This window comes from uncultured Allobosea sp. (assembly GCF_945957345.1).
Taxonomy (GTDB): domain Bacteria; phylum Pseudomonadota; class Alphaproteobacteria; order Rhizobiales; family Beijerinckiaceae; genus Allobosea.
The window spans coordinates 68,803-89,567 of record NZ_CAMFKW010000017.1; the positions used below are offsets into that span (position 1 = coordinate 68,803).

General features: G+C 65.5%; 19 protein-coding genes. 8 read left to right on the forward strand and 11 right to left on the reverse strand.

The features are described 5' to 3' along the window. Positions 1 to 83: 83 nt before the first annotated feature. The 8 genes from Q0Q36_RS10810 to Q0Q36_RS10845 all read right to left on the reverse strand — a co-directional run bounded on the left by Q0Q36_RS10810 (position 84) and on the right by Q0Q36_RS10845 (position 9,194). Entirely contained in the window at positions 84 to 674 is a 591-nt protein-coding gene (locus Q0Q36_RS10810; protein WP_293798062.1) for a TetR/AcrR family transcriptional regulator, read from the reverse strand. Between the two features lie 428 nt (positions 675 to 1,102). Further along, positions 1,103 to 2,014 (reverse strand): polyphosphate kinase 2, encoded by a 912-nt coding sequence (ppk2, locus tag Q0Q36_RS10815; protein ID WP_293798064.1) that lies wholly within the window; start codon positions 2,012 to 2,014, stop codon positions 1,103 to 1,105. A gap of 555 nt (positions 2,015 to 2,569) precedes the next feature. Beyond that, positions 2,570 to 2,908 (reverse strand): DUF4387 domain-containing protein, encoded by a 339-nt coding sequence (locus tag Q0Q36_RS10820; protein ID WP_293798065.1) that lies wholly within the window; start codon positions 2,906 to 2,908, stop codon positions 2,570 to 2,572. Position 2,909: 1 nt separating this feature from the next. Continuing rightward, positions 2,910 to 4,292 (reverse strand): acyclic terpene utilization AtuA family protein, encoded by a 1,383-nt coding sequence (locus tag Q0Q36_RS10825; protein WP_293798067.1) that lies wholly within the window; start codon positions 4,290 to 4,292, stop codon positions 2,910 to 2,912. An 8-nt stretch (positions 4,293 to 4,300) separates the two neighbouring features. After that, positions 4,301 to 5,374, reverse strand: coding sequence for an ABC transporter ATP-binding protein (locus Q0Q36_RS10830; RefSeq protein ID WP_293798070.1), 1,074 nt, complete (start codon positions 5,372 to 5,374; stop codon positions 4,301 to 4,303). Beyond that, complete coding sequence (locus Q0Q36_RS10835) at positions 5,371 to 7,065, reverse strand: iron ABC transporter permease (RefSeq protein WP_293798072.1); 1,695 nt, start codon at positions 7,063 to 7,065, stop codon at positions 5,371 to 5,373. The genes Q0Q36_RS10830 and Q0Q36_RS10835 overlap by 4 nt, the downstream gene beginning before the upstream one ends. 3 nt (positions 7,066 to 7,068) lie before the next feature. Further along, positions 7,069 to 8,079 carry an extracellular solute-binding protein gene (locus tag Q0Q36_RS10840; protein WP_293798075.1) on the reverse strand — a complete coding sequence of 337 codons (1,011 nt, stop codon included), beginning with the start codon at positions 8,077 to 8,079 and terminating at the stop codon, positions 7,069 to 7,071. Between the two features lie 143 nt (positions 8,080 to 8,222). Beyond that, positions 8,223 to 9,194 (reverse strand): LysR family transcriptional regulator, encoded by a 972-nt coding sequence (locus Q0Q36_RS10845; protein ID WP_293798077.1) that lies wholly within the window; start codon positions 9,192 to 9,194, stop codon positions 8,223 to 8,225. Between the two features lie 341 nt (positions 9,195 to 9,535). On the opposite strand from Q0Q36_RS10845, the gene Q0Q36_RS10850 reads away from it, so the two are divergent. Beyond that, entirely contained in the window at positions 9,536 to 11,119 is a 1,584-nt protein-coding gene (locus Q0Q36_RS10850) for a hypothetical protein (RefSeq protein WP_293798079.1), read from the forward strand. Positions 11,120 to 11,301: 182 nt separating this feature from the next. On the opposite strand, the gene Q0Q36_RS10855 is transcribed toward Q0Q36_RS10850, so the two are convergent. Then, positions 11,302 to 11,880 (reverse strand): DUF4337 domain-containing protein, encoded by a 579-nt coding sequence (locus tag Q0Q36_RS10855; protein WP_293798081.1) that lies wholly within the window; start codon positions 11,878 to 11,880, stop codon positions 11,302 to 11,304. Positions 11,881 to 12,399: 519 nt separating this feature from the next. On the opposite strand from Q0Q36_RS10855, the gene Q0Q36_RS10860 reads away from it, so the two are divergent. The 6 genes from Q0Q36_RS10860 to Q0Q36_RS10885 all read left to right on the forward strand — a co-directional run bounded on the left by Q0Q36_RS10860 (position 12,400) and on the right by Q0Q36_RS10885 (position 16,623). Next, complete coding sequence (locus Q0Q36_RS10860) at positions 12,400 to 12,963, forward strand: YceI family protein (RefSeq protein ID WP_293798083.1); 564 nt, start codon at positions 12,400 to 12,402, stop codon at positions 12,961 to 12,963. Between the two features lie 859 nt (positions 12,964 to 13,822). Continuing rightward, the gene (blh, locus tag Q0Q36_RS10865; RefSeq protein WP_293798084.1) at positions 13,823 to 15,118 is read left to right on the forward strand and encodes a bifunctional sulfur transferase/dioxygenase Blh; all 1,296 of its coding nucleotides are present in this window, start codon (positions 13,823 to 13,825) and stop codon (positions 15,116 to 15,118) included. Between the two features lie 23 nt (positions 15,119 to 15,141). Continuing rightward, on the forward strand, positions 15,142 to 15,441 hold the full coding sequence (gene bigR / locus Q0Q36_RS10870; protein ID WP_293798099.1) for a sulfite-sensing transcriptional repressor BigR: 300 nt from the start codon (positions 15,142 to 15,144) through the stop codon (positions 15,439 to 15,441). A gap of 5 nt (positions 15,442 to 15,446) precedes the next feature. Further along, positions 15,447 to 15,854, forward strand: coding sequence for a YeeE/YedE family protein (locus Q0Q36_RS10875; RefSeq protein ID WP_293798086.1), 408 nt, complete (start codon positions 15,447 to 15,449; stop codon positions 15,852 to 15,854). Next, positions 15,851 to 16,294: a YeeE/YedE family protein gene (locus tag Q0Q36_RS10880; RefSeq protein ID WP_293798088.1), complete on the forward strand. Its 444-nt coding sequence runs from the start codon at positions 15,851 to 15,853 to the stop codon at positions 16,292 to 16,294. Before Q0Q36_RS10875 ends, Q0Q36_RS10880 begins: the two co-directional genes overlap by 4 nt. Continuing rightward, positions 16,291 to 16,623: a LysR family transcriptional regulator gene (locus tag Q0Q36_RS10885; RefSeq protein WP_293798092.1), complete on the forward strand. Its 333-nt coding sequence runs from the start codon at positions 16,291 to 16,293 to the stop codon at positions 16,621 to 16,623. The genes Q0Q36_RS10880 and Q0Q36_RS10885 overlap by 4 nt, the downstream gene beginning before the upstream one ends. Here the strand turns inward: Q0Q36_RS10885 and Q0Q36_RS10890 are convergent. Then, a complete protein-coding gene (locus Q0Q36_RS10890) occupies positions 16,620 to 17,081 on the reverse strand; it encodes a cupin domain-containing protein (protein WP_293798094.1) in 462 nt (153 codons plus the stop codon). The genes Q0Q36_RS10885 and Q0Q36_RS10890 overlap by 4 nt on opposite strands. Before the next feature lie 102 nt (positions 17,082 to 17,183). Between Q0Q36_RS10890 and Q0Q36_RS10895 the strand changes: the two genes are divergently transcribed. Continuing rightward, complete coding sequence (locus tag Q0Q36_RS10895) at positions 17,184 to 18,734, forward strand: winged helix-turn-helix domain-containing protein (RefSeq protein ID WP_293798095.1); 1,551 nt, start codon at positions 17,184 to 17,186, stop codon at positions 18,732 to 18,734. Between the two features lie 406 nt (positions 18,735 to 19,140). Here Q0Q36_RS10895 and katG read toward each other — a convergent pair. Then, positions 19,141 to 20,765 (reverse strand): catalase/peroxidase HPI (gene katG / locus Q0Q36_RS10900; protein ID WP_293798096.1); only part of this gene is annotated, 1,625 nt, incomplete at its 5' end.

A 20,765-nucleotide genomic window follows, 5' to 3' on the forward strand; every position in this document is an offset into this window, starting at 1 on the left:
GCATCGCGTGCGCGAATGCGCCCGAAATCCGCACGGCGCGTGCGAATGCCGATCATGTCAGGTCAGGTCGCCGGTCCGGCGTGTCAGGGTTGAGTGGCTGCGCCGTACAGGATCGCACCGACCATCGCCCGATAGCGCAGCTTGAGCGTCTCGGGGTCGGTCGGCGGGAGGCTCTGATTGGTGCCCCGCGCACCGTCGGCGAGCAATTGAGCCAAGGTCTGGGCGTCGAGGCCCGGCCGCAGCTGAAGCGCCTTGAGGGTCTGCAGTTCCGTGATGAAAGTGGCGAGCTCCGCCTGGAAGGAGATCGCGGAGGCAACCATGAGATCGCGGCAGCGACGGAAAGCCTGGTCGTTGATCTCGACGGCATGCGGCGATTTCGCGAGGCGGCGGCGGTTGTCGCCATACCGGACATCCAGCACCGTCGCAAAGATTTCGACGGGATCCTGCGCTCGCTCCAAGCAGGCCCGACCAGCGGCCAAGCCGGCTTCCACGGCACGGGCATTGGCATCCTCGATGAGGAAGCGGAAAGCCTCTTCCTTCGAGCCGAAATAGTTATAGACGGTCCGTCGCGTCACATCGATGGCATCGGCCAGCGCGGCCATCGTCAGATACTGATAGCCGTGATCGAGGAACGCGCGTTCCACCCCCGATGCCAATTCGGCGCGTGTGACCATCTGACCTTCCAGGCAGCGCGCAGCGGCCTCATAAAAACGATTCTGGTGCCCGTCGACCTTCGTTCTTGCCCGGCAGAACCCCGTAGCGCAATCACTCTCTGTCGCCGATCGCATCGTTATGATCAGGTCAGCCACAGAAAGAGCGGGACGACCCGGAAAGTCTTCGCAGATCTTCGTTGCGGCGCGCTTCTGCGCCCGGTCGAGGGCCGGTCGGTCACCGCGAATATCCGCTGGAGACGGCAAGCATCGAAGCGCTCGCGAGCGTGCAAGCAAAAGCCGAAACTCGGCGCTTCGCGATGGACCAGGGGATGATCACTTCCGCAGCCGGCTCGGGTGCCGAGCCGGACCGAGCCGCCGATGATCGCGGTCAGCTGCTGCGAGGCACAAGGGCCTGTCACACGCGAGGGGCGCGTGACAGGATGAAGCCTTCAATAGCGCTCGGGAACATACATCTCGGGCGGAACGGGATGGCGCAGATAGTCAGGGTTGCGCACGCGGGCAGGCAGCACGATTTCCGGCTTGGGCACGTCCTCGTAGGGAATCTGCGCCAGCAGATGTGAGATCATGTTGAGGCGTGCCCGCTTCTTGTCGACTGCCTGCACCACCGACCATGGCGCATGTTCGGTATGGGTGCGCTCCAGCATGTCCTCCTTGGCGCGGGTGTAGTCTTCCCAGTGGACGCGGCTTTCCAGATCCATGGGCGAGAGCTTCCACTGCTTTAGCGGATCCTCGATGCGCATGCGGAAGCGGAATTCCTGCTCCTCGTCGGTGATCGAGAACCAGTATTTGATCAGGATGATGCCCGAACGCACGAGCATGTGCTCGAAATCCGGAACCGAGCGGAAGAACTCCTCCAGCTCGTCCGGTGTGCAGAAGCCCATCACCCGCTCGACGCCGGCGCGATTGTACCAGGAGCGGTCGAACAGGACCATTTCGCCGGCCGTCGGCAGGTACGGGACATAGCGCTGGAAATACCATTGGTTGCGCTCGCGCTCCGTCGGGGCGGGCAGGGCGACGACGCGGCAGACGCGCGGGTTGAGCCGCTGCGTCACGCGCTTGATGGCGCCGCCCTTGCCGGCGGAATCGCGGCCCTCGAACAGCACGACGACCTTGAGCTTCTTGTACTGGACCCAGTCCTGTAACCGGACGAGCTCATGCTGCAGGCGGAAGAGCTCGCGGAAATAGATCTTCCGGTCGAGCATCTTGCCGGCCTGCCCCTCCAGCCCTTCCGCGACCAGGTCGTCGAGTCGGTCGTCTTCAAGCTGAAGCTCCAGCTCCTCGTCGAAGCTGTCGATGATCTCGTCTTTGATGCGGTCCATATTGATGGGGGACATGTTCACACTCGATACAGGGCGGATGGTTTCAGGGACGGAAGGCGGTCATTCAGGCGAAGGCGTCGCCGCATCTGCATCGCGGTCCGATGCGCGCGCATTCCGTGCTGCAGGCGACCGCTTCCTTGACTGCGTTCACATCCATGGCCGCCTCGTCGTCGCGCGCAGGCCGCCGTACCGCTGTCCGCAGCCGGAGCCGAATGGGCCGGACTATTGGCGGCTCAAATGACGGAACGATGAAGGGACGATGCTACAACGACGAAGACCCCGTGATGGTTGCGCCTTCGGCATCGGGGCGTCACTGCCCTGCGAATGGCCGTCTCGCCGCCCCGGGAACGAGAACGATTTCGAGAAACTCGCCAAGCCGGCGGCGCGAGGGCTCCCGACCCGACTGCGCTTGCCGGTCTCCGGGATCGCTACGACATCGATCGACTCTCGACGCCGACATCCGGGATATGGATCAGGCTTTGGGCGCCAGCGCCGAACATCGAGGCCATGCCCAGCGGCGGACATCATGTCTCGTTCGAAGGAGCCGGTGGCATTATGGCTCCATCGGCACGCGATCTAGCCGGCGGCGCGCTCCGGAATCGGAATGTCGATCAACGGCGCATAATGCTGGCTCCCGAACAGGTCGCCGTCACCGAGTGTGCCGCTGCCGCTCTCGCGGGCGATGGTGAACTTGATGGCGAAGGCCGGGTCGAACTCGACATGGTCGGTCAGCCTTTCGCGCTCGATGCCGAAGACACTGCAGACCGCGTCGGGCGAGAGAGCGCCGCTCGCCCTGACATGGTCGTAGCTTGCGCGGTCGGGGAAGATCACGTCGAAGGTGATGTGGTCGACGCCGGCATTCTTGCTGCGGATCGTCTTGGCGATCGCGGAGAGGGGGCGGCTCGCGGGGCTCATGTCAGACTCCGGCTTCGGTCATGTGGACCCGGAACGGCTCCATCGGGTCGTCGATCGGCATGGTGTGATTCAGCGTCCAGCGATAGGCGGGGCTCGCCGGCATCACCTCGTCGAGCAAGAAGGCGACGCCGCCGGCCGTGCCCTTCACGTCGGGCAGCCGTGCATAGAACATCTGGCGCGTGCCCATGATGCAGATCTCCTCGGCCAGCTCGCGGGTCGGCGCGACGGCCTGGACGACGACGCAGAGCTCGTGGCCGGGCTTGTCGCGCAGCGGCTCCAGCATGCCCATGACGCCGTCGCGCCCGTAGACGTTGTAGGAGAGCTGGTAACCCTCGCTGCCGAAGCGCTCCTGCACCATCCGGCGCGCCCAGGCGATGACCTCGTCGACGCGCGCGACCGTATAGGGATCGCGGATGCCAACCAGCCCGACATAGCGCTCGCCGACCTTGCCGGAGCCTTCCAGCTTGACCCTGAGATCGGAGGCCGGGACGTAGCGCGGGCCGGTCACGCGCGTCGTGCGCTCGTCGAGCTGCTCGTAGACGCAGTCGCGCATGTCGATATGGCCGCCGACGAAGTGCTCGTAATAGGGGTTGGCCCGCTCATACATGGCGTGGCCGGCGACCGAAGCGACGGTGCAGCGCTGCTCCGGCAGCATCGCCGTGACGCGGACATCGTCCATGGTGATCTCGCCGAGGATCGATTCCTTGCCGCCATAGGGCTCGGCGCAGAAGGAGGCGCACTCCATCACCTTGCCGAAGTAATAGGCCAGCGCCTCGGGATAGCCCTTGCGGATCGCGGGGGCGGCGAAAATGGCGCAGTCGCTGGAGCGGCCGCCGATGATGACGTCGGCGCCCATGTCCATCAGCCTGATGTAGGGGTGCACGCCGGCGACGGCGACGATGCGGTCGGTGGCGTCGAGCTCGGCCGGCGTCAGGTCGGTACGGCCGGGCAGGCCGGCGATGGTGCTGCCGGCCGCCATCTTGGCGCGCACGGTCTCCTTGGAAACCTCCGAATAGAAATAGCCCAGCTTGAAGCGCGGCAGCTCGTGCTCGCGCGCGATATCCTGGACCAGCTCGACGAAGCGATCGACGCGGCTGTCCGTACCGGTGTCGCCGGCCGAGCCGATGATCACCGGCAGGCCGCGCGGCCGGGCGCCGAGCAGCATCATCTCGACATCGTGGCGCTGCCAGGCGAGCGGGCTCGCCGTGCCGTCCATGCCGAGCGGCACCGGGCCGATGTCGCAGGAGCCGGAATCGCAGGCGACGATGTCGGGCGAGGCTTCGATGCCGTGGTCGAAGGAGCCGCGACGGCTCGGCGCGAAGCCGAGATGGCCGTTCGGGCAGAGGATCCTGAGACCCCGATTGGGAAGGGTTGCGGTTTTCATGGCGTGTCTCACTTGCGCAGGATCAGGCAGTCTTCGGGCGCCACGCGCCAGAACAGGGTTTTGCCCTCCTCGAGGCCCGGCCGAGGGCGGACATGGGCGCACAGCCCCACCGGGCCGGATCTGAGGAAGACGTGCTGGACGTCGCCGACGAAGAGCGAGCGCGTGACGATGCCGCTGCCGCCCTGTCCGGCACCGGGCTGGTCGTCGAGGCGGACATCGCCGGGCCGGAAGGCGATGGCGGGCGCATCAGGCGGGGCTTCCGGCGCGACATCGCGGCCGCGCAGCACGGTTCCGTCTTCGAGGCGGACCTCGTCGCCGCCGTTCGCCAGCGCACAGGGGACGATATTGCGGACGCCCAGAAACTCGGCGACGAAGCGGGTACGCGGGTTGCGATAGATCTCCTGCGGCCGGCCAGCCTGCTCGATCCGCCCGCCGCGCATCACCACCACGAAATCGGAGAGCGAGAACGCCTCCTCCTGGTCATGGGTGACGTAGAGCGCGGTGAACCCGAGCCGCTTGCGCAAATCGGCGAGCTCGTCGCGCATCTGCAGGCGCAGTTGCGCATCCAGATTGGACAACGGCTCGTCGAGCAGCACGAGCTTGGTGCCGAACGCGACGGCGCGTGCCAGCGCCACCCGCTGCTGCTGCCCACCGGAGAGCATGGTCGCGGGCCGGTCGGCGAAGCGGGCGAGATCGACCAGCTCCAGCGCCTTGTCGACGGTCGGCTTGAGCTCGGCGGTCGGACGCCCGCGAACCCGGAAGGGAAAGGCGATATTCTCGAAGACCGTCATATGCGGCCAGATGGCGTATGACTGGAACACCATCGACAGGTTGCGCTTCTCCGGCGGGGCATCGATGCCGGCGCCGCCGTCGAAGGCCGGCTTGCCGTCGATCAGGATGCGCCCGTCGCGCGGCCGTTCCAGCCCGGCGACGGCACGTAGCGTCGTGGTCTTGCCGCAGCCTGAGGGTCCGAGCAGCGTCACCTGCTCGCCGGCGGCGATGCCGAAGCTCACCTTGTCGACTGCGCGCACCTCGCCATAGGCGATGACGAGATCCTCGACGCTGACGAATGCAGGGCTCACGCGGCGACCGCCTTTTGACGAAGCCGCGCCACGACGGCGAGGGCGGCGAAGGTGACGAAGAGCTGCATGACGCTGAGGGCGGCGAGCGCGTTGACGTTGCCGGCCTCCCAGAGGTCGAAGACAGCAACGGAAAGCACGGTGCTCGGCGCCGTGTAGAGCAGGATCGAGGAGGAGATTTCCTGCAGCGACAGGATGAAGAGCAGCGTCCAGGTCGCGACCAGCGTCGGCCGGGTCAGCGGCAGGACGATGCGCCTGAGGGTGCCGAGCAGGCTGGCGCCGGAGACCCGCGCTGCGTCCTCCAGTTCGGGATGGAGCTGGCGGACCGCGCTCGACAGCGCACGCAGGCCGAAGGGCAGGTAATGCGTGACGTAAGCCAGCAGCAGGATGCCGATCGTGCCGTAGATCGGCAGCCAGTGCAGGCCGACATAGCTCCAGAGCAGACCGAGCGCGAGCACGATCGGCGGGATCGCCAGCGGCATCATGCCGACCTGGTCGAGGAAGCGCGCCGCCGCGCCGCGCGAGCGCACGATCACCCAGGCCATGGCGAGGCCGAGCGCGCAGATGATCGTCGCCGTGAGCAGGCCGAGGACGAGGCTGTTGCGCGCCGCCAGCAGCGTCTTGGGGTAGGTGAACAGCACATAGGCGAAATGGCGCAGGTCGAAGCTCATCAGCTTCGGATCGACGGTGATGAAGTTCACCAGCGCGGCCCAGCACAAAGTGGCGACCGGCAGCACGACCGCGGCGAGCACATAAAGCACCACGATTCCGAGCAGCACCGGCCGCCAGGGGCCGACCTGCACGATGCGCGGGCGAAAGGCCTTGCCGGTGATGGTGACATAGGAGCGGCGCTTCAGGATCGCCGCCTGCAGGGCGACGAGGGCCGCGGTGACGACGAGCAGGAGCAGGCCCCAGCCGGCCGCCTGCGAGACGCGCGGCGGGTAGCTGTTGAGCAGCCGATAGATCTCGGTCCCCGCGACATAGAAGCTGGCGGGCATGCCGAGTACGGCGGGAACGCTGAACAGCCCGAGCGACTGGACGAAGACGAGGAGCGCACTGCCCAGCAGCGCCGGCAGGGCGAGCGGCACCGTCACGCGCCGGAAGGCGGCGGTGATCGAGGCACCATGCACCCGGGCGCTTTCTTCCAGCGCCGGGTCCATGCCGCGCAGCGCGCCGGAGATCAGCAGGAACGGCAGCGGGGCATAAGCCAGCGCCGCGACGGTGACGACGCCGCCGGCCGAGTGCAGGTTGACCAATGGCCCGGAGAGGCCGAGCCCGCTTTGCGCCAGCAGATTGATCAGCCCGCCGCGCGGCGAACCGAGCCAGGACCAGGCGACCGCGGTCAGCAGCGGCGTGATGTAGAGGGGCAGCAGCACGAGCTGCTCCAGCCCGGCGCGCCAGGGCGTGTCGGTCCGCACCAGGATGATCGCGAGGATTCCGCCCAAGCCCGTGGCGAGGATCGTCGTGCCGAGGCCGACCGTCAGCGTGTTGCCGAGCACACGGCTCGAGGCGAGCACATCGCTAAGCGCCGTGACGGTGAAGCCGTCCTCGTCACCAAAGGCACCGATGACGACCGCAACGAGCGGCACCAGCACCATGAGGGCGACGATCGCCGAAAGAGAGACGGCAAGCAGCCGCTCTTGCCCGGCGCCGCGTCTGACGCGGCCGGCCTTCTGTGACGGACGTACGGACAAGGTTCAGGCCTTGAAATAGCGGTCGAATGTTTCCGGGAAGCGGCGGGAGGCGCGCTCGTAGTCCTGCAGGTCCTGCGGCAACATCGGCTTCGTCTGGTCCAGCGGCATCTGCCCGGCGGGCGGGGCAACGCCGCGCCGCATCGAATAGACCTTGAAGATCTCGGTGTTGAGCAGGGTCTGCCCCTCAGCGGAGAGGGTGAAGTCGACCAGCAGGCGCGCGGCGTTCGGGTTCGGCGCATCCTTGAAGATCGCGACCGGGGCGGTGGCGAGCGGCATGCCCTCGCTGGGATAGACCCCGACGATGCCGGCCTTGACCGCATCGGGATCGAAGGCGCGGAAATGATCCACGGTGGCGCCGACCAGCGCCTCGCCCCGCACCAGCATGTCGATGAGTTGGGCCGCGGTGGAGACGATGACGGGCTCCTGCTGACCCCAGCGCCGCATGAAATCGGCGCCGAGCCGCTTCTCCAGCAGATACATCTGGTTGAAGCTCGTGCCTGCCGCGGAATCCTGGATGACGAGCTTGCGGCCCTTGAATTCCGGGCTCAGCATATCGGCCCAGGCCTTGGGCGCCTTCTCCGACGGGAGAATATTGCGATTATAGGCCATGATGACGCCGACGATCCGCGCGATCGCCCATTGGTCGCGGTCGGAGGCTTCCGGCGGATAAGCATCGAGCTCCGGCGAGCGATAGCCTAGCAATTGTCCGCGCTGCGACATCGCCAGATAGGGCGCGAGATTGGCGACATGCAGCACGTCGAAGGTCAGTGCGCGTGCCTTCAGCTCGGCATCGACCCGCGCCAGCACGCGCCCGGCCGGCGCCGAATAGAGGCCCGTCGTCGCATCGATGAAGGGATAGCGCGCCGTGAAGGCCTGGATGAACTGCGGAAAATTGGGTGCGGAGGCCGAGTTCGCGAAATTGACCCGGCCCTCCCGCTTCGCGCCTTCGATGACGGCATTCCGCTCCTGGGCGGACAGACGCGCCGGCAAGCCTGAGGCCGCGAGCGAAAGCATTGTCAGGATTTGACGTCGTTTCAGTCGAGCCACGGCAGCACCTCGTCGATCAGCGGGCGAGAGCAGTCTGTCACAGTTCGAAGACTAGTCAACAATACTTTTCAGAAAATTCAATAAATGATCCAATTGATAGATTAATATTTTCAATCATCGATCACCTTTTCTGGCGCCATCGATGGTTCCACAGCCTCCGTCTCAGCTTGTCCCGCAGCGGCGTAATACATGTTGAGATCGCCTTTCTGGGCGATGAAGCTGGCGGCCGCATCGATGACCACGCGCATCGGCAAGGGCGGCGGCGTGGTCGCGCAGGCGAGTGAATAGGACAGGTTCGGAGCTGGCTGTGCCGTTTCGATCCGCACGACATGGCCGGCCGCGAGATCCTGCTCGGCGGCTGATTGCGAGACCAGCGCAACGCCGATTCCGGCCCGGGCGAGATGCAGGCGTACCGGCAGATGCGAAGCGCTGTGGTTGCGGTGCGGCTCGGCGCCGTCCTGCCGGAACCAGTCCAGCATCAGCGTATGCAGCAGCGTCCCCGGCCGGTCGGAGATGATCGGCCATGCCGCCAGCTCGCGCGCGGTGAGGGGGCGCATCGGCAGATTGAGCCGCGGATGGGCGACCCAGACATTGGAGACCGCTCCGACCGGGACGCTGAACAGCCGGCTGCCATCGAGCGGACCGGCGACGACGGCGACATCGAGCTGGCCGCGCTCCAGCCCGGCGCGCAGCGTCTCGCTCGAATCGACGGCCACCTCTAGCACGAGGCCGGGATGGGAGCGCGCGATGCGGTCGACCAAGCTCGGCAGCCAGGTCATGGCATGGATGCTGGTCGCCCCGAAGCGGACCCGGCCCGAAATCGCGTCGCGCGTCCCGATGCGCTGCTGGACCTCGGATGCTAGCGCGACGAACTGGGCCGCATAGGGCAGAAGCTCCTGTCCCTTCGGTGTCAGGACGACGCCGCGGCCGACGCGCTCGAACAAGGGCAGGCCGAGACCTTCCTCCGCTTCCCTGACGCGCGCGGAGATCGCAGCCTGGGACACGCCGAGCTGACGCGCGGCAGCGTGGAAGCTGCCGAGACGGCCGATCCAGTAGAAGGCTTCGTAATGCTTCAGATTCATCGCAAGCTCGCGGATCGACACTGCCGGAAGCGTGTCCTTGCGTATCAGTGCAAGGGGATGATGCTCGGGGCAATCCCGCCTGGTCCTCGGCCGCTCCGCGGGTTTCGCGCAATCGGATCGCTGCCAGGCTGATCTTTCCATCTTGCAAGGGCTCGCGCCGTCCGTCACAGAGGCGTGTCCTGTCGTTGGGACACCCGAGTCGCGATCGCTCGGTCACGATCGACATCGTATTCGCGCAGCTTTGCCGAGTGTGGAAATCCAAGGGGGAAAGCATGGCTTCATTTGCGGCATCGCAATCGCGCGCTGGCGGTTGGTCAATCGCCGGCGGACTGTGCCTGGTCATGATGGCCGGTGCGCTCGCGTCCCCCGCCTGGGCGCTCGACACCACCCTGGAAAACGTCGTCATCAATGACAAGGATGGCGGATCGGTTACCTTCCCGCGCGTCGAGTTTACGGGCACGAACCTCGCCCAGGATGAATTGGCGAAGCTGTTCGCCGAGGCCACGCCCGCTGACGAGAAGAAGGCGCTGTTCGCGAAGCTGAAGGCCGATAAGATCGCGATACCGAAGGCTGTCGTTACCAACAAGAACTCGACCATCACGGTCAGCGGCATTGCTGCCGGCGCGGTCGGAGATGGCAAGGTCGGCCATGCCGAACTGGCCGGCATCGACGGTGCCGGGAAGACCGACGAGGGCGGCCCCGTCACGATCAAGAGCGGACCGGTCGTGCTCGACGGCGCCGATCTCTCCGCGCTGCTCGCCGCCAATCCCGGCGGCCTGCGCTTCTCGCGCTTTTCATGGACGAATCTGGCGATCACCGCACCGGACAAGGATACGCCGGCGACGGCTGCGGGCGGCAATCTCTACACGATCAATCTCGGCGCGCTCACGGCCGACGCGACATTCGACGGCTCGATCCCGCTGAAAGGCGCGATGAGCATCAAGGGGCTTTCGGTGCAGCCGCCGACCGCTGCCGTGGCGGGGCAGCAGCTCAAGGCCGCGGGCTATGACAAGCTCGAACTGGCGCTCGATTTCGGCAGCACCTATGATCCGGCGACCAAGACGCTGACACTCGACAACCTCACGATCAACGGCGCGAATGCCGGCTCGCTGCAGCTCAAGTCCACCTTCGGCGGAGTGGACAAGGCGGCCTTCGCCGGCGGTGGCAACGAACGCACCCTGGCCCTCCTGCAGGGGACGATTTCGGGTGTGGAGTTGGGCTATGTCGATGCGGGCCTCGCGGCCAAGCTGATCGGGCTTTTCGCGCAGCAGCAGGGCAAGCAGCCCGCGGCGCTGCAGGCGGAAACCGTTGCCATGGCGCGGCAGGTCGTGCCGCTCCTGCTCGCGGGCGCCCCGAACGCGCAAGCGATCGGCGATGCCGTGGCCCGCTTCGTCGCGCAGCCGACATCGATTTCGGTCGCGCTGAAGCCGAAAGCCGGCCCGATCGGTTTCGTAGATCTTGTCGGGATCAAGGACCCCGCCACGTTCTTCGCCAAGGTCGATGCCGATGTGAAGTCGGCGTCTCCGGCCTTGCCGGGCGCAGCCGCGCCTGCGCCTTCCCCGGCTTCGCCCTCGGTCGCATCGGCGGCTCCTCCCGCGACGGCGGCGCCCGCTGCGCCGCGCCGCCTGACCGGTCTTGACGCCTGGAACGCGCTGGTCGGCAACACCATCGCCGGCAAGAATAGCGACGGCGATCCGCTGTTCGAGTTCTATCTCAAGAACGGTACCGTCAAGCAGCTCGACGACGACGAGACCGCGACCGGAAAATGGTCGGTCAAGGGCGGCAAGGTCTGCTTCGAATTTCCCGATGACGACGAGGAAACCTGCTACAGCGTGACGGTCGAAGGCAACATCGCGACCTTCACCGACGATGACGGAAGCGGCAAGCGCTACGAGATCCTGGCCGGCAATCCGAAGCGTCTCTGACGCATTCGAGCAGAGCGGCTCTCTGTGAATCCCGGCCTTCGCCGAGGCTGGGGTTCTTGTCTTCGCTCGTCATGGAACGTCCAAGATGTAGCCCTTGAGACTCTTCTCCGGGCCAGGAGGGAAGGGTAAGGACCCGCGCCGATAAAGCATGCCGCTCAGAGACGGCGCGCGCTCAGGTCCAGCTAGAGCGGAGGGCGAAGATAGGTCCAGGCTGCCATGGCCACGCCCGTGGCTCCCAGCAGCAGGGAGCCATACCAGGGCCAGCGTTGGCCGCGTGTGATGATGGCGATGGTCGCCACCGCGATCCCGACATGGACCAGGGTCGCCGCATAGGTCAGTCCATGATGCCGGTTTTCATGCTTTTCGCCGGCCGCGAGCTTCTCGTCGCGCTGACGTTCCAGTTCCCTGGCCTGTTTCTCCTGTTCCTTCTGTTCGGCGTCGTAACGCTGCGCCTCTTTCCCGAAATCTGCCGCCTTCGGACCACCTCCGGCCGCGGCGATCTCGTACATTTTCTGCTTCAGGCTCTTGGCTTGATAATAGCCCCATTGATCGCTCGCCTGGGATTGCTTCAGGACGGCATCATTCTTTTCGGAAATCGCCCCGCTCGTTTCGACGGTCTCCAGGCTGGCGATGATCGCCGCCACGACCGCCAGCGCGGCGATCGTGGCCGACACGGTGATCAGGAAGCTGTTTCCTTCCGCGACCGCGTGCTCGGCATGCTCGGCGTGCTCAAGATGTTCATTGGCCAGTTCTTCCGACATTGCCCTGCTCCAAGCTTACTCGCTGTCGCCAAAATCCAAGGCCCGGGGGAACACCGGAGCGAACTCCGATCAGTCCTTGTCGCAAGCTGATCAGTTCCAGCGCGGGGAGCAAGATCGGGGCCCGCGATTATCGCAAATGCACACTGGTCCTTGGGGAGAAGGGGTGTGGACCCCGCTTCCTCGAAGCTGCGGCACATTGCGGCCGGGTAATGCGGAAGATAGGAGTGGCCGCACCAGCCGATCTGATCAGCCTCGCCGGCAAGCTCGCGAGACAAGTCGACTGACGAACCCAACGAATGCCACTGGCCGGCGACCGGCGAAATATGGCAACTGTGATCTCAAGCCCGCCTTGCGAGAAGGCCTGCAATTTCGAAGATCCGAGACGAATCCGCGTCTCACATTGCCTATGGCTAACGATTTACCATGGCGCGTTCGGCTCGCTCGCGGCCGCGAATGGCAACGTCCTCTTCACGGACAGGGGCTAGCCTGCGGGCAGTTCGCATTGCCCTGCGGTGGACCATGCTCCGACCCAGCATTCTCGTCCTCGGCCTCTTCCTGTTCGGCCTGTCAGCGCAAGCCCAGTCGACCTGGAATTTCGATCGCGCGGCGACAGAGGTGAGCTTCATCGGCCAAAGCTTCGGCGCCGTCGTCGCCAATGGCCGCTTCGAACGCTATGACGGCACCTTCTCGATCGATTTCGATCACCCCGAGAAAAGCCATGTCAAAGTCACGCTCGACGCGGCCTCGATCAGCGCAGGCTCCGCTCTGGTCGACGGATTCATCGCGGGAGCAAGCATGCTCGACAGCGCGAAATACCCCAAGGTGACCTTCGCCTCGGACACTGTGACGCGGATAAGCGGGAATGATCTCGACATCCGAGGCAGCCTCACGATCAAGGGCATCACGCATCCCTTCCGGGTGCGAGTCATGATCGATCGCGATGTCGACAAGCTCCGGCGCGGCAACGCCTTGCCCTTCCGCGCCAGCGGCAGCTTTCTGGGGCCCGCCTACGGCATTGGCCGGGGCGTCAACATCATGGATGACCAGATCCAAATCGAGATCAAAGGCCGGCTGGCGCGATGAGCGCGAAGCCGAGGGGTGTTCGAGCGCAGCAGGAGCTGGCCCGCGTCATGGGCATGTGATCGAGGACGTGCCCGACCGCCCCTCGGCCGCCAAAGCGCAAAGCGGGCAGGAGCGACCGCTCCTCGCAGATGAAGCCAGGGGACAGCATACCATCACACAAGCAGTATTTCGCGGCACGACCGATGCTGCGCTCTCCGCAAGGGCCGATCCGGCGCTCCCAGCGTCGATTCCTCTGCTGCTCTATCTGGGAGTGCCATGCGACTGGCGCCGGCACCGTCCCTTTCGCGGGCCGTTGGCACGAAAGACCCCTGCCCGCGGGGAGAGCCAAGGGTGGGATGGCTATTCAGGGAAAGGCTGAAACTCTTGAAATCTCAAGAGCCCGTAGATTGGCGCGCCCAACGAGATATTGATGGGCACTGCGATCATTGGGAAATTCGGCGTCCAAGAGAGGCTCGACGCAAAGGAGCACGTCCGGAGTGAACGGAAGAGGCCTTCCTCCACTTACATCGACGTCGGGCGGTCATTCGATGCCTGACGGTCGCAGAATAACTTCTCCACCAAAGAGGCCTGCTGCCCGCACGATACTCCTCAGACAGATACGACGGGTAAAGCGCTGAAAATATCGTCCGGTCTCAGCTTTTCTGGCGAGCTCGCGAAGCGAGAGGCCGACTTCCGCTGCCCGAAAGCGAATGTCGCGCAAAGCGGGGCACTCGAGCGCGACCAGCTTGCGATGGCGTCTGGGCAAGCCGATATCTGCCGCAGCCGGGCGTGTTTGGCGTCTGGTTGCGCGAAGCTCTTGCATTTCATCAATATACATTATATTATATCGTATAATGATTAATTGCGAGAGGATGCCGCGATGACCGCCGTGAAGATCGACGACCGGCTGACGGTTGCCAGCCAGCCGAGCCGCGAAACGCTCTCTGCACTTGCTGCTGGCGGTTTCGCCACGATCATCAATAACCGTCCCGACAGCGAGGAGGCGGGCCAGCCCGGCAGCCCAGCCGAGAAGGTTATTCTCGAACGGGCGGGTCTTGCCTATCGCTTCATCCCGGTAACGGCCGCCACGATCACCGAGGCCGATATCCACGCTTTCCAAGCGGCGGTGTCCGGGGCCAAAGGGCCCGTCTACGCCCATTGCCGCAGCGGCACGCGTTCCTTGACGCTGCATGTGCTGGGCGAGGTGCTGGCCGGGCGGATGAAGCCCGGCGAGGTCGAGGCCTTCGGTCGCGCCCGCGGTTTTGATCTCTCGGGCGCGGCGCAGTGGCTTGCCCGCAATGCGGCCCGGGCGCCGCAGGTGAAGGGCTTCTATGAGCCGCGCTCCGGCAGCATTCAGTATGTCGTCACCGATCCGAAGACGAGGCGCTGCGCGATCATCGACCCGGTCTACGAGTTCGATGAGAAATCCGGGGCGACCGCCACGCATGAGGCGGACCGGATTCTCGCCTATGTGGCGCGCGAGGGGCTCGTCGTCGACTGGATCCTCGACACCCATCCCCACGCGGATCACTTCTCGGCCGCTCACTATCTCAAGCAGAAGACGGGCGCCCCGACGGCCATTGGCGCGCGCGTCACGGATGTCCAGAAGCTCTGGCAGGGCCTCTACAACTGGCCGGGGCTGGCGACCGACGGCTCGCAGTGGGACCGGCTCTTTGCCGAGGGCGACAGCTTCAGGCTGGGCGAGCTCACGGGCCGCGTGATGTTCTCGCCCGGCCACACCCTCGCATCCGTGAGCTATGTAATCGGCGATGCGGCCTTCGTGCACGACACGGTCTTCATGCCGGATTCGGGCACCGCGCGGGCGGATTTCCCGGGCGGGAACGCCAGCGCCCTGTGGGCCTCAATCCAGGCGATACTGGCCCTGCCGGACGATACGCGCCTGTTCACCGGACATGATTACGAGCCCGGCGGACGCGCGGCCCGATGGGAGAGCACGGTGGGCGAGCAGAAGCGCGCGAATCCGCATCTGGCCGGCATGACGGAGGAGCGCTTCATCGCGCTGCGCGAGGCGCGCGACCGGACCCTGCCGATGCCGAAGCTGATCCTGCACGCGCTCCAGGTCAATATCCGCGGCGGCCGGCTGCCGGAGCCCGAGGCCAATGGCCGGCGCTATCTCAAGTTCCCGCTCGATGCGCTGGCGGGAGCCGTGTGGTGAAAGCGACCAGGACGGGCAGCTCGATGCCGCCGGCTGAGATGGAAGCACGCGCCCACGAGGTTGCGGGCCTGCTCAAGACGTTGTCGCATCCCGCACGCCTGCGGCTCGCCTGCACGCTTGCCGAAGGCGAATACGCTGTCGGCGAGCTGGAGGCGCGGTTGGGCATCCATCAGCCGACATTGTCGCAGCAGCTCGGCGCGCTGCGGGAAGCCGGCGTCGTCGCGACGCGCCGCGAGGCCAAGCAGATCTTCTATCGCCTGAGCGAAGAGAAGGCCGCACGATTGATCGAAGCCCTCTACACGATCTTCTGCGAACCGGAGTAGCGGCCATGAGCGCCTATTGGCCTTCCTTGATCGGCGGCATGCTGCTTGGCCTATCCGCTATCACGCTGCTGCTGCTCGACGGACGGATCGCCGGCATCAGCGGCATCGTTGGCCGTTTGCTCGGCGGAGGGCAGGTCACGCTGAACGCGGCTTTCGTAATCGGGCTCCTGTGCGGCCCGCCGCTCTATGCGCTGGTCTTCGGCCATTTCCCTAATGTCACGATCGCGGCTCCCTGGCCCCTGACCCTCGTCGCCGGGCTCGCTGTCGGGATCGGCACGCGCATGGGTTCGGGTTGCACATCGGGCCATGGTATTCTCGGCCTTGCCCGATTTTCGACGCGCTCCTTCGCCGCGACCGCGAGTTTTCTCGTCGTGGGGATGGCGGTGGCGACTTTGATGGAGGTTCTGCAGTGACCCGCCTCGCGCTCCCGCGTATTGTCGTCGCGCTCCTCGCCGGCGCTCTCTTCGGCTTCGGCCTGTCCTTGTCCGGGATGCTCGATCCGGCGCGGGTGCTCGGCTTCCTTGATCTGGCGAGCGGGCACTGGGACCCGAGTCTGGCCTTCGTGCTCGGTGGCGCGCTGCTCGTGGCAGTGCCGGGCGTGATGCTGCAACGCCGCCTGCGTCGCCCCTGGCTCGACGACCGCTTCCATCTGCCGGGGAAGACGGAAGTCGACGGGCGGCTGGTTGCCGGTTCGGCGTTGTTCGGCGCCGGCTGGGGGCTGGCCGGCTTCTGCCCGGGGCCGGCGATCGCCGCTCTGTCAATGGGGCTCGTCCCGGTCGTCCTGTTCGTCGCGGCGATGGCGGCAGGGATGGTGCTGCATGATCGGGCGATCGCGAGGACGCTGCCGCGATGACGTCGACCCTCGTTCCCGCGGTAGCCTCCGGCGGCCTCGTCGACTGGCTCGGCATGACGCCGACTGCGATCAGTCATCAGATTCGGCTGCTCGAACGCTATTGCGGCTGTGCCCTGTTTTGCCGCACGCCACAGCCGCTCGCGCTGACCGATGCCGGGACGCAGCTTTTCTCGGCAGTGCGCAGCCGGTTTGAGGGCTTTGCCGGCGCTATCGCTGCAGTGAAGCGTGTCGGCGAGCAACAGCCTCCTAGGGTGGTCTCGACCAACGCGTTCGCCAGCCGCTGGCTCGTGCCGCGGTTGCCCGGCTGGAGAAAGCTGCCGGGAGTTTAGCTGCGCGTCGTCAAGGTCGTGAGCTGATCAGTGTCGAAGCGCTTTCGCAGATCGGCAAGCGCCGCCGGGTCGGGAGATCCACTGGCAGCGAGTTTCGCGAGCTCCTCGAAATAGTGCTCATGGCCGGGCGGGGAGACGGTCATCAGCACGCGGGCCGGCTTATCGCTGACATTCGTGATGTTGTGCGGCACGCCCGGCGGGATGAACAGGAAAGTGCCGGGCGTCGCCTGGACGGTCGCCTCGCCAACATGCCAGACGCATTCGCCTTCAAGCAGATAGAACGTCTCCTCCTGCACCCGATGCACATGCCGGCCGGTGACGAAACCCGCCGGGATCGTCCAGTCGAACATGCTCGTGTGCCTCGTGTCCTCGCCGGTGACGAGGAAGGCCATGGGATGGCCACGCAGCATGACACCATTGTTCTCGTCCGGCATGCGAATGACAGCCTCGGCGCCCATGAGATCCTCCATCAGTCCGCAATTTTTCGGGACCTGTACAGAATCCGCCGCTCGCGCCGGGAAGTCGTGAATCTGTTCCTAAAAACCTGCTAAAGCTGACGTGTGGCAGCCGGCATCGACCATTATCAGTTCGGTCCGTTCCGCCTCGACCCGGTGGGAGGCATTCTCTACCATCAGGCCGAGCCGACCATGCTCGGCCGCCGCGGAGTCGCGCTGTTGCGCCGTTTGCTGGAAACCGCAGGCGTGCCTGTGCCCAAGGACGCCCTCGTCGAAGCAGGCTGGGGCGGATTGGCGGTCGCCGACAACAACCTGACGGTTCAGGTCGCGGCTTTGCGCCGGGTGCTGGCGAGCACGACCGACGGCGAGAGCTGGATCGAGACGCTGCCGCGGCGTGGCTATCGCTATGTCGGCCCTGCTGTTGTCGTCCGTGACGTTTCTGTCCGAGCCGCGTCGGCGCCTACCTTGCCTGAAAAGCCCTCCGTGGCGGTTCTCCCATTCTCCAATCTCAGCGACGAGCCTGGGCAAGAATACTTCTGCGATGGCATGGTCGACGACATCATCACGGGCCTCGCGCGCATCAACTGGCTGTTCGTCATCGCGCGAAACTCGACCTTCACCTACAAGGGCCGTGCCGTTGACGTGAAGCAGGTCGGCCGTGAGCTCGGCGTCCGCTTTGTGCTCGAAGGCAGCGTACGCAAGGTCGGCCGTCATGTTCGCGTCACTGGCCAGATGATCGACACGTCGACCGGCGCACATGTCTGGGCCGCGCATTACGATCGCAGTTCGGATGACATCTTCGCCCTCCAGGACGAGATGGCCAATGCTGTGGTCGGTGCCATTGCACCAAGCCTTCGCAAGGCGGAAATCGACAGAGTGAAGCGCAAGCGGCCCGACAGTCTCGACGCCTACGACCTCGTGCTCCGCGCTCAGCTCGACGTCGATTCCGGCATGCCGGAGCAGGTGACGCGCGCGCTCACCCTGCTCGAACGTGCGATCGACCTCGATCCTTCCTATGCTCTGGCCCACGGCAACGCGGCGATGTGCCATCACTGCCTCTTCCTTCGGACCGGCCTGCAGGAGGTGAACCGGGTTGCCTCGATCCGCCATGCTCGCGCCGCGATGCTCCATGGCCAGGACGATGCAGCCGCGCTGACACTCGCTGGGTTCTCCATCGGAATGGACGGGCACGATCGCATCGCGGCATTCACGGCGCTGGAGGCTGCGCTCGACATCAGCCCATCCTCGGCCCTGACCTATATCTTGGGCAGCGTCATGCTTGGATGGGGTGGAGAAGCCGAGCGGGCGATCGAATGGAGTGAGCGGGGCATGCGGCTCAGCCCGTTCGACTCGTGGGCTTTCGCCGCATTCGACGCCCAGGCGATGAGTCACCTTTTACGCGGCCGTTATGACGAAGCCTGCCATGCTGCTTACAAGTCGGTCCAGGCCAACCCGGCGCACAGCATAACCTATGTGCAGCTGACGGCTGCACTGGCCAAACTTGGACGATCGGATGAAGCAAGGGCCGCAGCGGCGCGCGTCCTCGAACTACAGCCTGCCTTCCGCTACAGCCGCCAGTTCGCCGGCGTGAACTGTGCGCCCGCCCTCGCGGAAATCATGGGTGAGGCGCTCCGGGGTGCGGGCTTGCCGGAGTAGATCGCTACTCGATCGCGCTGGAATTTCGCGTCATTGAAATTCCCTGACGTCGATCATCTCGAACTCGAAGGCGAGCGCCTTTCAGAGAAAGGCCGCGCGTCCATCACGCACATAGGTGAGATAGGCGCGCACCGCAAACGCGTTCGGGTCGAAGCCGTAGATGAGGTCGTTGATATGCGTCGTCATCTCGAATAATGCGCATCGAAAATGCGAGGATCCAAAGTTAGATGCCGGGTGGGCGCCAACTGCGCGCCGATCTACGTATCAAAGCATCAGCCCTTGCAGCGTTATTCGGGCAAAGAAGAATATCAGTTTTTGCACCCCGCAATGGTGATGCAATCCGACCCCGCCGATGCAACTGGCGAGGTCGGATATTCTCGATGCGGGGAAGCTTTGTTACCGCGGCTCAGCCCACGTCGAATCGATCGGCGTTCATCACCTTGGCCCAGGCCGCGACGAAGTCGTCGACGAATTTCCGGGCGTTGTCGTCCTGGGCATAGACCTCGGCATAGGCGCGCAGCACCGAGTTCGAGCCGAAGACGAGGTCGACGCGGGTCGCGGTCCACTTCACCGCGCCGGTCTTGCGGTCGCGGATCTCGTAGAGGCCGTTCGCCGTCGGCACCCAGCTGTAGTGCATGTCGGTGAGGTTGACGAAGAAGTCGCTGGTCAGAGCACCGACCCGGTCGGTGAACACGCCATGCTTCGTGCCGCCATGGTTGGTGCCGAGCACGCGCATGCCGCCGAGCAGCACCGTCATCTCAGCCGCCGTCAGGCCGAGGAGCTGTGCCCGGTCGAGCAGCATCTCCTCGCCGGTGACGACATAGGCTTCCTTCTGCCAGTTGCGGAAGCCGTCGGCGAGCGGCTCCAGGACCGCGAAGGAGGCCACGTCGGTCTGCGCGTCGCTGGCATCGCCACGACCCGGCGCGAAGGGCACGGCCACGTCGAAGCCGGCAGCCTTGGCCGCCTTCTCGACGCCGACATTGCCGGCGAGCACGATGACGTCGGCAATGCTCGCGCCGGTCGCGGCCGCGATCGGCTCCAGCACTGCCAGAACCTTCGCCAGGCGCGCCGGCTCATTGCCGGCCCAGTCCTTCTGCGGGGCGAGGCGGATGCGGGCGCCATTGCTGCCGCCGCGCTTGTCCGAGCCGCGGAAGGTGCGGGCGCTGTCCCAGGCGGTCGAGACCAGATCGGCGATCGAGAGGCCGCTGGCCGCGATCTTCGCCTTCACCGCGGCGACGTCGTAGCCGACGCGGCCGGCCGGGACCGGGTCCTGCCAGATCAGCTCCTCGGACGGCACGTCCGGGCCGAAATAGCGCGAGGCCGGGCCGAGATCGCGATGGGTCAGCTTGAACCAGGCGCGGGCGAAGGCATCCGAGAACGCATCGAAATCGTTGAGGAAGCGCTCCGAAATCGCCCGGTAGGCCGGGTCGACCTTCAGGGCCATGTCGGCATCTGTCATCATCGGGTTGTGGCGGATTGCAGCATCCTCGACGTCCACAGGCTTGTCGGCGTCGGCGATCGCGACCGGCTCGTACTGCCAGGCACCGGCCGGCGACTTGCGCAGCTCCCAGTCATGGCCGAGCAGCATCTCGAAGAAGCCGTTGTCCCAGCGCGTCGGATGGGTGGTCCAGGCACCCTCGATGCCGCTGACGACCTGATCGCGGCCGATGCCACGGCCCTTCCGGTTCATCCAGCCGAGGCCCTGGTCCTCGATCGCGCCGCCTTCCGGCGCCGGGCTGAGATTGGCCGCATCGCCATTGCCATGGCTCTTGCCGATGGTGTGGCCGCCGGCGGTCAGGGCGACGGTCTCCTCGTCGTTCATCGCCATGCGCGCGAAGGTCTCGCGCATCATCGCGGCGGTCTTGAGCGGATCCGGCTTGCCGTTCACGCCTTCCGGGTTGACGTAGATCAGGCCCATCTGGACGGCGGCGAGCGGGTTCGCCAGCGTCTTGGCGTCGGCGAGGTCGCCATAGCGGTTGTCGCTCGGCGCCAGCCATTCCTTCTCCTCGCCCCAGTAGATGTCCTTCTCGG